Here is a 12974-nt window from a genome sequence, read left to right on the forward strand (position 1 = left end):
CCGCTTCGGAAAAAGTGCTGCCCCACGTCATGCGGGCCGCGACGGGGCTGGCCGCCGCCTTCTTCGCCCTCGGCGAGGACGAGGGCCACGCCCGCACGGTCACGCGCGACGACGTGCTGTTCGTCCTCGACGGCCATATCGCGGACTGGTCGGAATGGCGCAACCTCACCACGGCCGACGCCCGGCGCTTCATGAGGTTGATCCGCCGCCGCACCAACCAGATGGCCAACGCCGAGGCGGCGGGCGGGATCCTGGATCAGCTTCTCGAGAACAACCAGGTGGCGGGCTGTACCGCCGCCGCGGACTACAAGCAGAACGGTGAGATCAACGTCGATCCCGGAATGCCGCTGCCGGATTTCATCGACCGCGCCCTCCGCGATCTCGACGCGCTCCACGCGGCGGCCAGGCGTTCCCTTCCCGCCGCCGTCACCGGCCTCCATACGACCACGACGCGGGTCCCGGGTCCCGGCGGTTCCGACCAGACGTTCGTGGACTTCCGCTACGAGATCCGAACGCACCATCTCGCGCCCGACATCCCTCTCGCGGTCGTCGCCGACGCGCCCGCGCGCGACGACCTCGCGGTCCCGTTCGCGGAACTCGAACGCATCGCCGAGCGGATCGACACCGACGTGGACGGCCCGGCGGGCAGCGGTTTCCGCGCGAAGGCAGTGCGGAGGTTCGCCGCTCAGATTCGGGACCGCAAGGGCGGACCAGTCGAAGAACTGCGCCTGACCGCGGGCACGCTCAGCCAGTTGCTCGCCTATACCGGGTTCGGGAAGTCGGTCGTCCTCATCGAGACGTTCGCCTGCTGGGCCATCGAACACGGCGTGACGGTCGGCTTCGTCCTGCCGACCAATGCCGACGTCGTCCGCGCGACCTTCCAGATCGAGCGTGCCGTGGAACGGTTCCGCGCGGACGCCGAAGTGGTGCCGCTGGTGTCGCCCCGGTCGCTGCTCAAGGTGGCCGAGGAGGCGGCGGCGCGCAGTTCGGAGAAAGGCCCGGACGCCGACTGGATCTGGTCCCGGTTCGGCTACGGTTGCGCGCTCGCCGCCGTGGCCTCGGCCGATGAGGCCATCGACGGCTGGCAGCCCGGCACTGAGCCCTGCGCGACTTTGCGGCGTCCCAGCCGGTGGGGAAAGCGGGACGAGACGGTGTCCTGCTCCTGGCGGACGACCTGCGGACGCTACCGGGCCGCGCGGAGCGCCTGCGCGGCGGACGTCATCATCACCTCGCACGCGAATTTCTCGACCGGAGTCCTCCAGACCCCGGTGCACGACGGATTCGGCGAGAACGACCGGCTGACGGCCGAGGAACTGATCCTGCGGCGGTGCCAGGTCGTCGTCATCGACGAAGTGGATGCGTTCCAGCAGTTCGCCATCGACAACGCGGGCCGGCACCTGGTCCTCGACCACGCGGGGCGGACGAACACGCCGCTGCGGCGCTTCGACCAGGATTTCGGCGCGGCGTTCGGGCGGCTGCGCGACGAAGTGGACGCGAGCGTCCGCGACTCCTATTTCGGCCTGCGCTATCTCTCGGAGAACTACGTCAGCCACCTGAGCTACGAACGGCTCGGCTCGACCGCGCCGCCGAACCGGCGGCGCCCGCGCGGACCCGGCCGCTACTGGCTGGTCCCGCGCCGCTGGGACAACTGGCTGACGAGCGAGTTGTTCGGCGTCGAACGCGACGAGGTCACCGAGAAGCAGATGCGGATGTTCGTCTCGCTGTTCCCCGGTGAAACGGATCCGCTCCCCGACGAGCCGGAAGGGTTCGCCGAAGTCCGCCGGCATCTCGCGGCGGTCGTGACGGGCGGGTCGGGCGGTCTCGCGATCCCCGAGGCGCGGGCGGCGCTGGACCGGCTGTACGCCTCGACGGCCGAGGACGACCGGGCGAAGGTCGTCAACCGCGTCCTGCGCCGGGCCATTCTCGAACGCATCCGGTTCTATCTGCACAGTCTGATGGCCAACAACGCCCAGCTCGTCGACATCGGCGTGGAATCGGCGGTGGACATCGCCGACGCCCTCGGCACCTACGGCAGATGGCGGGTCACTCCGACCGGGCCGCTCGGCCGGCTCGTCTTCGCTTTCACCGAGCACTACGACGACACGGGCGGCGATCCGGCGCGGCTGTCGACCGCGGCTTTCGGCGGCGACCCGCACACGTACACGATCGGGCTCGGCGACACGACGGCCCTGGCGCACGCGGGCACCCGGCGCATCGTCGTAGGCCTTTCCGCGACGTCCTTCTTCCCCGGCGCACCGCATCACCATGTTCACGTCAAGCCGACGTGGTGGGTCGCCGACGACAATCCCGGATCCGTGCGCATCGAAGCGGCACCCGTGATGGACCCGCACGGCGATATTCGCAAGATCTCGGGCCTCGACGGCCTCCGGCGGGCCGACGCGACCCGGCGGATCGCGACCGCTCTCTGGGGCGAATACCTTCAGCCCGAACTCGAACGGTTGAAGAAGTCCGATCCGGAACGCGCCCGTGTGCTGCTCGCCACCACGTCGTACGACGCGGCCCGGCACGTCGCCGAGGGACTTTCCGTCGCCGGCGTGGCCGCGCACCGGATCTGCCTCGCCGTGCGCCCGCGTCCGGACGATGGTCCGCAGGTCCTCGACGACACCGGGCAATGGCGCGAGATTCCGGCCGACCGGCTGGAGGACTTCGCGGGCCTTCAGGCCGCCGACATCCTCATCTCCCCGCTGGCACGGGTCCAGCGGGGAGTGAACATCATCGGCGCCGGTGACCGGTCCGCGCTCGGGTCCGTGTGGCTGATCGTCCGGCCCATTCCGCTGATCGACGAACCGGCCGAACTCCTGGCGCATATCCAGGCGAAGGCGCTCGCCGAGCATCCCGGCCCGGCGAGCGATCCACGGCGCCTGCTCGCCGAGCGCCGGAAGACGGCCGGAAAGTACTTCGAGACGATCGTGCGCCGTCCGCCCTATTTCCAGGCCCAGCCCGAGGACGTCAAGCTCGGCGTGGTCGCCGAGATCATGAACGGCGCCGTCCAGCTCATCGGCCGGGCGCGGCGCGGCGGGACGTCCGCCGTCCTCCATCTGGTGGACGGCGCATTCCACGACGCGAACGGCGGCAGCGATCTCGCCACGCTCATCCGGCTGCTGGAGAAGAAGTGGGGCGGCGACTCGGTGCTGCTGGACATGCGGAAATACCACGGAACGACGCTCAAAGCCTTTCTCGACTACGCGGCACGCGCGTCCGGCGGCGGTGAACCGTGCTGATCAGCCTCGCGTACCGCGTTCCCCGCGAGAACCTGGACGCGCTGCTCGGAACGATCACGGCCTACCCGCTGAGCGAGCCGTTCTCGGCCGCCTGGGAGACGCTTCCGCGCACCGAGGGCCAGTGGCGGCAACCGTACAAAACGCTGGAGACCGGGCTCGTCGCCGCGACCGGGCAACCGGTCGAGCTGTTCAAAATGGCCGACCCGGCGGGCGGCGGCCTCGCTCCCCGCGAACCGATGCTGCTTCTCACCAGTGCGAGCGCCCTCGACCACCGATTGAGAATCGCCGTCCGGGCTTGGGAACGGCACGTCCGCAAAGGCGCGGGCACGTCCGTCCTCGCCGACCTGCTGCCCGCGCCGGATCCCGCGCGCTCCTTCGCGGACTACGTCGAGTTCCGCCCGGGGACGGTTCCCGCCGCACCGAAGTGGGTCTTCCGCACGGCATCCCGACAGATTCTGCGGCAGCTCGCACGCGAACCCTTGCAGTCGGACGGACGCTCACTGGCGCTCCGCATGGACACCTCCGGCTCGTTGTTGGCCTGGGAGTTAGGCGACCTCATCGTCAATTCCGACCCACTGGCTTTCGGCATGGCCACGGTGAGAGCCCGGCTCGTCACGGTCGCGGGCGTCGAGGACATGGTCGTGTGCTTCGACGCGTCCCTCTCCAGGATCTCGCCCCAGGGGTACCGCGCGAAGAACGCGTGGATCGAACGCGAAGACAAGGAATCCCTCATCCTGCGGCTGCCGGTCAAGCGGTACCTCGACCAAGCGACGGACACCTGGCGCACCCGGCTCGACCCGGTCATCGCGGCGATCCTCGAAGCGTGCCAGTTGGAGCCGCTGGAGATTCCCGCCGAACTGCCGAAGGAGCCCGGTGCGATACGGCCGCAGATGGCGGAAAGCCCGGTTCATTTCCTCGGGAGCGGTCTCGGCCCGCGTTTCATGCTGCGCCTGCACGAGCACATCCTGCGCACGCTGCCGCTGCTGGTTCCGCTGGACTACCAGATCGACAAGTCGATCAGACTCCTGGAGCGGGTGAAGCAGTACCCCGACGGCGGCCTGCCGGGCGACGCCGTCGGCCCGAGCGGATACGACCGGATCACTCTGGTCTGCGCCTACGACACGGCGGACGCCCGGGACCGGATGTTCGCCGAACTCGAAGAAATGGCCGGCCGTCCCGTCCGGCCCGAGGCCGGTGGCGCTCCGGTCGGGGTCAACGAGCGCCTGGACGTCGTCGCCCGCCATTGCCCCGATCTCCTCGACCACGCCACCGCGAACCGCGCCGCGTTCCTGGACGGTGTCCGCGTCGCCTCGGCGAGCGACTCCCATCTGGTCGTCGCCTGGTTGGAGACCGAATTCCACCCCACCGCCGAACGTCCGGAACTCGACGCCAAACCGCATCTGCGGCGGTTGCTGGGCCACCTCGGGATTCCCGCGCAGTTCACCGCGACCGAACCGGTCGTCCTGCCGCCGAAGGCCAAGTCGCGCGGACCGGCCGAGAAGAAGCACGCCGCGCGCGCCGCGCTGCGCGACCTTCTCCGCGCGGCGGGAGTCCTCGACGACCGCCTGCTTCACGCGCTGACCCACAAAGGCCTGGCGAACCGCCTCGACCGCAGGGTTCTTCTCGTCGGCGTGCACCTCCGCGAGCAGCAGACGGGTGCAAGCGGCTCGCTGCTCGTCACGACGATGGTCGCGCTTTTCGTGGATCCGCACGACCTCGCGTCCTGGCGAACCTTGATGTTCAGTGAGAACCGCGACGACTGGGTCCGGGTCGCCGAGGGAATCGCGGAATTCCACTCCGGCGCGATCGGCACCAGCCGGATGGGCCGCTCGCCACGGAAGGCCGAGCGCACCCGCGCCGAGATCGAACGACGGTTGGACGACCTGGCCTCGGGAGAGTTCGCGGGCATTCCGCTCGTCGTGTTCGTGGACGCTCCGGCGACGCGGCTTCTCTGGACGGGCCTGCAGAACGGCAGGCTGGGAGATGGACCACTTCCCGGAGACGCCGTGCACGTACGGGGCGGAGACGTCGCGGTCGTCCGGCTGAACACCGATCTGACGGAGATCGGACGGCCCGTGACCCGCCGCGAGAAGGCCAACATGCCCGGCGATCCGCGGCAGCCCGCCGCCCCCGACCGGAAGGTCTACCGGCTGACCGACAGCGTCCGGCCGTCGTGGCTCTTTCCCGGCCGGTCGGCGACGCTGAAGGCCAAGGGCGGGAACTCCGGCGCGCGATTCACCCGATGGACGCTGCCGGCGGACTCCCGTGAACTCGGCAGGCCCTGGCACTCCTACACGGCGAAAGAGATCGTGGTCGTCCGCGCCGGTTCCTGGACGGCCGAAGCGCTGGCCGCCCTGACGGCGCGACTGTGCGAGCAGCCGGTCTCGTGGGACGACCGCACCATGCTTCCCGTCCCGCTCCATCTCGCCGCGGCCATCGGTCGCGACCATCCGGACTGGCGCGTGCGTCACGCGGACGAGAACGGGAACTGAAAAGCCCGTCCGCACGGGGACGGGCTCGGCGCCGCGCCTAGCCGGTCGCGTCCGACGCGGCGGGAAGGCCCACGGGCACCGTGAGGCCCATCGCCCGCAGAAGGTCGCCGATTCCTTCCGGGGAGAATTCATCGACGACGTAGCGATCGGCGGTATACGGCTGGAGGTAGACCGGCAGATTCTCCATCGACTCTCCGGGGAGTACGGTGGGCAGCAGTCTCGGGAACCAGTACGCACGGTCGCTGTAGAAAACATCCCGGATTATCGCCGACTCGCACTGCATTCCCCTGTGCCGGCCGTCCGTGATCTCACCGTCGCCGATCGCCCGGCACATCGGCGAGGCCAGGATCACGATGTAATCGGCCTTCTTGATCTGGTGGATGGCCCAACTGAACCAGTCGTTCCTCGCGGCGGGGGCGAGGTAGTCCATATGGAGGTCGACGCCGCAGCGGGCCAGCAGGGCGCCGAGCTGTCGGGCCGCCAGCTTGTGCGGCCGGGTGTCGTGGGCGTAGGAGATGAAGACACGCGGGGCACCGGCTTTCTTCTCTCCGCCGTCGACGGCCGCCGACGGTTCAAGGGCCGGTCGGACGGCCGACGGGTCGCGCAGGTCGAGCGAAAACGGCTGGGGAAGCTGGCCCGGGAGAAAACTCTCGCCCGTCCGCAGGTCATAGCGCGCGGAGAACTCGACCTGGAGGCTTTCGGTGCCGACGGGAACCAGGAGAACGGCCCAGACGACGTGGGCTCCGGGACGAACGGCCTCGTCCCCCTCCGCCCGGTGCCGCCAGCGGACCTTCTGGCCCCCGATGCCGAACACGTCGATGACGCCGGTCGTGGCGGGGAGGTGGACGTCCGCCGGGGACCCCCCGGCGGACGGGAGCAGGTTCAGGTACCGTCCGAGCGCGTACGACGTCGCGGGTCGCGGCCCGGTCGTGGGAAACGGGACGGCGTCGACCACGGTGACCGGGGCGGCGGCGGTGAAGTCGAACCCGACTTCCAGCCACTCCACCGGCGGGAAGCCCGGCTCCAGGTCCAGCTCGTAGTTGATCCGCACGAGATACGCGTCGTCACCGCCCCGCGCCTCCTTCGGCGCGTCCACCGGCTGCACCTGCCAGTTCCCGAGCCGGACGACCCCTATGGCGATGCCGTCCGAGGCCGTGCCGACCCACTTCCCGTCCTCTTCCAGCACGGTGAGTGCGACGTGGACTCCGTCGTTACCGACCATTCCATCCTCCCCGAGGCCGCCGCTATGGCGAGTTCACACGATAGGGGCAACCCGAGGACCAACGGAATAACACCGTAAATATGTCCAGCAATTGTCCACGCTGGACAGACTTTATCGGCGCCTTTTTCGGACACCAGTTCGAATTTCGCTCGAACGGATCAGCGGCGGAGTTTGGCGGTGACCATGTGGCCCACGGTGGTGATCTCCTCGATCCGGAGCACGCGCGCCACGGCGACGAACAGGGCCGTGCCGAGCAGGCCGCCGGCCAGCAGGGTGATCAGGGACGGAAGCAAGCCCCCGGCCGTCCTGTGGACGAGCAGTTCGTGGGCGGCGATCGCGACGGCGAGCGGCGCGACGCTGGCGACGGCCGCCTTGAGGATCGGGCCGACGATGTCGCGCCCGTGCAGGCTGCCGAGGCGGCGGCGCAGCAGCGCCAGCGTGACGACGCAGCCGAGCAGCCACGACACGCCCTGCGCGCCCGCGACGCCGAGCACCACGTGCTGGGTCGAGAGCCGCAGGTAGCCGGCGACGGCGAGCGCGATGCTGACGGCCATCGTGAAGAACCCGACGAGCGCGGGCGTGCGCGTGTCGGCGACCGCGTAGAAGCCGCGCTGGAGGATCTGGAGCGCCGCGAACGGGATCAGCCCGACCGCGAAGACGCGCAGCACGCGGGCGATCATCGCCGCGTCCGCCACGTCGGTGTTGCCGTGCGCGAAGAAGACGACGCAGATCTCGCCCGCGAACCCGAACAGCAGCGCCGCCGCCGGAATGATGATGATCAGCGAGAGGCGCAGCCCGGCGGACAGGTCCTCCGAGACGCGGTCGAGCCGTCCGTCGGCGGCGTGCCGGCTCATCCGGGGGAACAGCGCCGTGATCACCGAGACGGCGACGATCGCGAACGGGAGCTGGAAGAACTGGTAGGCGTTCGCCCACGGGGTGAGGCCGACGCCGTAGCCGACGTGCTCGTGGAGCCCGCGCACCCCGGCGCTGTTGGCGATGTTGGTGTAGACGAGCAGGCCGAGCTGCTGCGCGACGACGAACGCGAGCGTCCAGCCCGCCATGCCGCCGAGCGACCGCAGCTCGCCCGGCTGGAAGTCGACGCGCGGACGCCACCGGAACCCCATCCGGTGCAGCGACGGGATCAGCCCGAGCGCCTGCGCGATCACGCCCGCCGTCGTGCCGAGCGCGATGAGCGTGACCTCGCCGCTGGAAACGCTGTCCGGCGTGACGGGACCGGCCGTCACCACGATGAACGTGATCCCGACGGCGCTCACCACGACGTTGTTCAGCACGGGCGCCCACATCGGCGCGGCGAAACGCGACCGGGCGTTCAGCGACGCCCCCGCGACCGCGCTGAACCCGTAGAAGAAGATCTGCGGCAGGAAGAACAGCAGGAAAACGATCCCGAGATGCCGCTGTGACGCGGAGAACCCGTTGGCGTAGAGCCGGATGAGCAGCGGCGACGCGGCCATCGCGAGCGCGGTCAAGACGGCCAGCGCGCCGAGCAGCAGGGTGAACAGCCGCTGCTCGAATTCCTCGCCGTATTTCGCCGACTTCTGCCGGGCCCGGACGAGCAACGGGACGTGCGCGGCCGTGAGAATGCCGCCGAGCAGCGTCTCGTAGATGATGTTCGGAATGGTGTTGGCGGTGTTGAACGTGTCGCCGAGCGCCTGGGTGCCGAGCGCCGCGATCAGGACCGTCGTCCGGACGAACCCGGTGAGCCGGGACGCGACCGTCCCCACCGCCATGATCGCGCTCGACCGGAACAGCCCGCCGCCGCCCTCGGCCGGGTCCGGGCCGCTCGGGTCGAGCGCCTCGGACTCGGTGTCGCCGGGCCCGGGGGAACCGGCGGCGTCGGACCTCGCGGTCGGGCGCGGGTCTTGCGTCACTGGAGCGCTCCCCTGGATCCACGGTCTCGTCCGGGGAATGTACCGCGTTCGCGCGGCGGCCGTGCTAGCGCCGCGTCCGAAGGAAGGCGCGGAGTTCTGCGGCCAGGACGTCGATCGACTCCACCACGAAAAGCATCGGCTGGTATTGGTAGATGTCGTAGGGCTGCCGGATCATCTCGGCGATGGAGAAGGGCCGCAGCGTCACGTGCGGAATGCTCTGGAGTTCCCCGGCGGACGAGAGCAGCGCCGCGCCGTACGCCCGCGGCTCGCCGTTCTCGTCCACGAGCCCCGTTTCCATCGTGAACCAGAAGACCTTGCTGATCGCCTGCACGGTGTCCGGCGCACGGACGCGCCGCACCGTTTCCCCGAAAAGGCGGTAGAGGTCGGCGAACAGCGGGTCGCCGAGCATCACGGCGTGCCCGACGAGTTCGTGCAGCACGTCCGGATCGGGACTGTAGAGCGGGACGGCCGGGCAGCGTAAGTACATCGTGCTGGAGAAGCGCCCGTCGGCGAAGGCCGCGTAGAACTCGCGCGCCGGGACGAGGTCCTCGGCGGGCAGCAGCTCGAATCCGGTGCGGGCGCGCAGATCACCGGACACCGAGGCGAGGCTCGGCACCCCGCCGACCGGCAGCGGCATGCGCTCGGCGGCCCGCAGGTACCGGCCGCAGGCGACGGACGGGTGCAGCCGGTGCAACTCGGTCATCACCTCCCGCCAGAGCGCGTCCTCCTCGCCGGTGTAGCCGACGTGCGGCAGCGGCTCGCCGGCGCGGTGCCCGGCGATCGTCTCTCTGATCTCCGCGCGGCGGCGCAGGCAGGCCGCGTCGATGGTGCCGTAGCCGAGCGATTCGTGGACGATCCCGTCGTTCATTCCGCCGTTCCTTCCCCTGGGGAATGGCGGTCCGGCGGACGGCCCCGAGTGCACTGACCGCCATTTCTCCGACTGATCGGCCGACCGTAGCCAACATGCCCGGACGTAAGCACACCCGTCAACGACGGACAGGAGACAATAACCCGGGGGAAGCCGATATTCACCCCGCCGTCGGACGATAATAAAAACGCATATTTACCACTCAATCCCCTCAGATGCTCCGCACGCCGAGCACGGCGGCGGACCCGGTGATCAAGAACGGCCGCGTCCCCGCACCGCGCATGGACGCCGACGTTCCGGGCAGGAGCCGCGCCCGAGGCCGAGAGGGAGGAACGACATGGCGGACGTATTCGACGTGCTGGGCAGCGACCACGCCAAGGTCAAGGCCGTCCTGACGGAGCTGGAGGCCGGCGCCCGCAAGGGACCCCCGAGCGACCAGGACGAGCTGAAGCGGCGCGGCGCGACCGTCGAGCGCCTGATCATCGACGAGTCGATGCACGAGGCGGTCGAGGAGGAGTACTTCTGGCCGACCGTCCGGGAACTCGTCGCCGACGGCGACGACCTGGCCGACCACGCCGTCGAACAGGAGCAGCAGGCCAAGCACGTCCTCGCCGACCTCGACAAGGCCGAGCCCGGCGAGGCGGACTTCGAGAACCTGCTCGCCCGCTTCATCGCCGAGGCCCGCGAGCACATCGACTACGAGGAGCGGGCCGTCTGGCCCAAGCTGCGCGAGGTCATCGACCCCGAGCGCGCGCAGGCGCTGGGCGAGCAGCTCGCCGCGGCCAAGAAGCACGCCCCGACCCGTCCGCACCCCCACACGCCGCCCAAACCCGGCCTCCTGCGCACCGCGGGCCCGGCCGTCGCCGCCGTCGACCGCCTGCGCGACCTGGTCAGCGGACGCGGCCGAACCTGACCCGCCGCACGGTCAGAGGGTCGTGATCAGGCTGGTCAGGGCCTGGACGATCGTGGTGGGCGGATGCTGCTCGTGGACGGGCCAGCCGCGCAGACGGGATTCGCGGACGGCCTGTTCGCGGGCCGCCGCCGTGCTCGTCGTGGTGTCGGACGTGCGGTCGGCGTGGGTGCGCAGGTAGCCGCAGGGCGCGTCCGGCCAGTCCTCGGGGAGGGCGCCGTGGGCGCGGTCGGCGGTGGGCAGGGACGCGTCCACGAAGAGGTAGCCGCCGACGGTCCGGTGCGCGGCGCGCTGGGCGCGGGCGAGGGCGGGCAGGAGCGGGCCGGCGGCGCCCTGGCCGACGAGCAGCAGCGGTGAGGCGGGATCGGTGGCGGCGAGGATGAGGGCGGCGCGGGCCACGTAGGGCGGGCCGGGGGCGCCCGCGACGGTCGGCGCGACGACGTCGTGGCCGACGGTCCGCAGGGTTTCGGGCACGTCGGCCCACACGGCGGCGGTGGCGGACGGAGCGTGCAGCAGCACGACGGTTCCCGGCGTCACGTCCCGCACGCTACACGGGCGGATGCGGACGCGAGAATCCCGATCACTAGGGTTCTCCCTGTGAGCGATCGTGATGACCTGCTGCGAGAGATCAAGGCCAAGGCCGTGGTGCACGGCGACTTCGTGCTGTCGTCGGGACGGCGCGCGTCCTGGTACGTGGACCTGCGCCGCGTCACGCTGGACGGCGCGGTCGCCCCGCTCGTCGGAAAGGTGATGCTGGACGTCACCGCCGACCTGGACTACGACGCGGTCGGCGGCCTCACGCTCGGCGCGGACCCGGTCGCGACGGCGATGCTGCACGCGGCGGCGGCGCGCGGACGGAGCCTGGACGCGTTCGTCGTCCGCAAGGCGGGCAAGGCGCACGGCCTCCAGCGCAGGATCGAGGGCCCCGACGTCACCGGACGCCGGGTGCTGGCCGTCGAGGACACCTCCACGACGGGCGGGTCGGTGCTGACGGCCGTCGAGGCGCTGCGCGAGGCGGGCGCCGAGGTGGTGGCCGTCGCGACGATCCTGGAGCGCGGCGCGGCGGAGCGCATCAACGCCGAGGGCCTGGAGTACCGCCACCCGTTCACGACCGGCGACCTCGGCGTGGAGTAGGTCAGCGCCGCGAGACGTACCAGGTGGCGCGCTGCCCGGCCGGACGGTTCTCCACCTTGCCGTAGATCGTCACCTCGACCGCGCCGCCGTCCCCGGCGACGACGCTGAGCGGCGCCTGGTCGTAGCGGCGCCCCTCGCCGGACATGAGCGTGCCCCGGAAGACGACGTCGTTGCTGCCCGGATCGGTGATCGTCACCAGTGTCGAGCCGCGCACGGCCCGGATCACCAGCGGCGTGGCGCTGGACGGCGCGGACGCCGACCGGCTCGGCGGCGGCGCCGACGTCCGGGGCTGCGCGCCCGGCGGGCCGCCCTGTTCCGAGCCGCCGGTCAGCGCGTTGACGAGCGCGATCGCGCCGACGACCAGCAGCCCGAGGGCCAGGGCCACGGCGACGGTCGCGATGACGATGCGCGCGAGACCCCTGGGGTCCGACCGATGACGTCCCACATGGGGAGGTTAGCGATAACTGTCACCCTGGAGCGACGGTCGGGACTCATCGGCGTCATTCTTCTTCGCCGCGCCGTCCTTGTCGCCGCTTCCGCGCCGCATCTCCCGGATGATCGGAATGACCGAGAGAACCAGGACGACCGCGACACCGGGGAGGATGTAGCGCTCGATGTCGGGGACCTCGGAACCGAGGAAGTGACCGAGCAGGAACAGCGCGTCCGTCCAGACCACACCGCCGATGACGTTCCAGAGGAAGAACTTCCGCGGGGGCATGCCGAGCATTCCGGCGAGCGGGTTCAGGAAGGTCCGGACGATCGGGATGAAGCGTGCGATGAACACCGCGCGGGCGGGTCCGAACCGGTTGAAGTACAGCTCGGCCTTCTCCACCCACTCCCGCTTGAAGATCCGCGAGTCGGGCCGGTCGAACAGGCGCCGGCCGTAGCGGGCGCCGAGCCAGTGCCCGAGCTGGGCGCCCAGAATCGCCGCGATCGGCCCGCCGACCAGCAGCGCGGGCAGCGACAGCGAGTCGAACTCCTGGCCGTTCACCTCGTTCACGGCCGTGAGGATCCCCGCCGTGAACAGGAGGGAGTCGCCGGGGAGGATGCAGCCGAACAGCAGGCCGGTCTCCGCGAAGATGATCGCGAGCACGCCGACGACGGCGAAGGTGCCGAACAGTTGCAGCCACGCCGTCGGATGCAGCCACTCGGTGACGTTCAGGGAAAGCAGAGCGAGATCCACATTCCCGAGCGTACCCGCGCGGATGCCCCGGGGT

Annotated in this window: 10 protein-coding genes; 4 read left to right on the plus strand and 6 right to left on the minus strand. The window is 70.4% G+C overall.

All coding sequences use genetic code 11. The annotated features are described in order from the left end of the window. Positions 1 to 29 precede the first annotated feature (29 nt). Positions 30 to 3242 (plus strand): hypothetical protein, encoded by a 3213-nt coding sequence (locus BTM25_RS01400; protein ID WP_103560946.1) that lies wholly within the window; start codon positions 30 to 32, stop codon positions 3240 to 3242. Continuing rightward, on the plus strand, positions 3236 to 5734 hold the full coding sequence (locus BTM25_RS01405) for an RNaseH domain-containing protein (RefSeq protein WP_103560947.1): 2499 nt from the start codon (positions 3236 to 3238) through the stop codon (positions 5732 to 5734). Before BTM25_RS01400 ends, BTM25_RS01405 begins: the two co-directional genes overlap by 7 nt. A 37-nt stretch (positions 5735 to 5771) precedes the next feature. Here the strand turns inward: BTM25_RS01405 and BTM25_RS01410 are convergent, their stop codons facing one another. The 3 genes from BTM25_RS01410 to BTM25_RS01420 form a co-directional block, all read right to left on the minus strand. Continuing rightward, positions 5772 to 6956 carry an SEFIR domain-containing protein gene (locus BTM25_RS01410; protein ID WP_103560948.1) on the minus strand — a complete coding sequence of 395 codons (1185 nt, stop codon included), beginning with the start codon at positions 6954 to 6956 and terminating at the stop codon, positions 5772 to 5774. A gap of 158 nt (positions 6957 to 7114) precedes the next feature. After that, entirely contained in the window at positions 7115 to 8845 is a 1731-nt protein-coding gene (murJ, locus tag BTM25_RS01415; protein ID WP_103560949.1) for a murein biosynthesis integral membrane protein MurJ, read from the minus strand. Positions 8846 to 8909: 64 nt separating this feature from the next. Then, positions 8910 to 9713 carry an amino acid hydroxylase gene (locus BTM25_RS01420; RefSeq protein ID WP_103560950.1) on the minus strand — a complete coding sequence of 268 codons (804 nt, stop codon included), beginning with the start codon at positions 9711 to 9713 and terminating at the stop codon, positions 8910 to 8912. Between the two features lie 337 nt (positions 9714 to 10050). Between BTM25_RS01420 and BTM25_RS01425 the strand changes: the two genes are divergently transcribed. After that, entirely contained in the window at positions 10051 to 10626 is a 576-nt protein-coding gene (locus BTM25_RS01425; RefSeq protein ID WP_103560951.1) for a hemerythrin domain-containing protein, read from the plus strand. 12 nt (positions 10627 to 10638) lie between these two features. Here the strand turns inward: BTM25_RS01425 and BTM25_RS01430 are convergent, their stop codons facing one another. Next, entirely contained in the window at positions 10639 to 11160 is a 522-nt protein-coding gene (locus BTM25_RS01430) for a hypothetical protein (RefSeq protein WP_103562672.1), read from the minus strand. A gap of 60 nt (positions 11161 to 11220) precedes the next feature. On the opposite strand from BTM25_RS01430, the gene pyrE reads away from it, so the two are divergent. Beyond that, complete coding sequence (pyrE, locus tag BTM25_RS01435) at positions 11221 to 11757, plus strand: orotate phosphoribosyltransferase (RefSeq protein WP_103560952.1); 537 nt, start codon at positions 11221 to 11223, stop codon at positions 11755 to 11757. Between the two features lies 1 nt (position 11758). On the opposite strand, the gene BTM25_RS01440 is transcribed toward pyrE, so the two are convergent. Next, the gene (locus BTM25_RS01440) at positions 11759 to 12202 is read right to left on the minus strand and encodes a RodZ domain-containing protein (RefSeq protein ID WP_103560953.1); all 444 of its coding nucleotides are present in this window, start codon (positions 12200 to 12202) and stop codon (positions 11759 to 11761) included. Between the two features lie 9 nt (positions 12203 to 12211). Further along, positions 12212 to 12940 carry a DedA family protein gene (locus tag BTM25_RS01445; RefSeq protein ID WP_103560954.1) on the minus strand — a complete coding sequence of 243 codons (729 nt, stop codon included), beginning with the start codon at positions 12938 to 12940 and terminating at the stop codon, positions 12212 to 12214. Between the last annotated feature and the right edge of the window lie 34 nt (positions 12941 to 12974).

Origin of the sequence: Actinomadura rubteroloni (genome assembly GCF_002911665.1) — a bacterium.
GTDB classification, from domain to species: Bacteria; Actinomycetota; Actinomycetes; order Streptosporangiales; family Streptosporangiaceae; genus Spirillospora; species Spirillospora rubteroloni.

Bases quoted from the DNA above. Each gene is read 5' to 3' on its own strand.
- BTM25_RS01400 (WP_103560946.1), top strand. From the start codon at position 30: ATGCGGGCCGCGACGGGGCTGGCCGCCGCCTTCTTCGCCCTCGGCGAG.
- BTM25_RS01410 (WP_103560948.1), bottom strand. From the start codon at position 6,956: ATGGTCGGTAACGACGGAGTCCACGTCGCACTCACCGTGCTGGAAGAG.
- BTM25_RS01420 (WP_103560950.1), bottom strand. From the start codon at position 9,713: ATGAACGACGGGATCGTCCACGAATCGCTCGGCTACGGCACCATCGAC.
- BTM25_RS01425 (WP_103560951.1), top strand. From the start codon at position 10,051: ATGGCGGACGTATTCGACGTGCTGGGCAGCGACCACGCCAAGGTCAAG.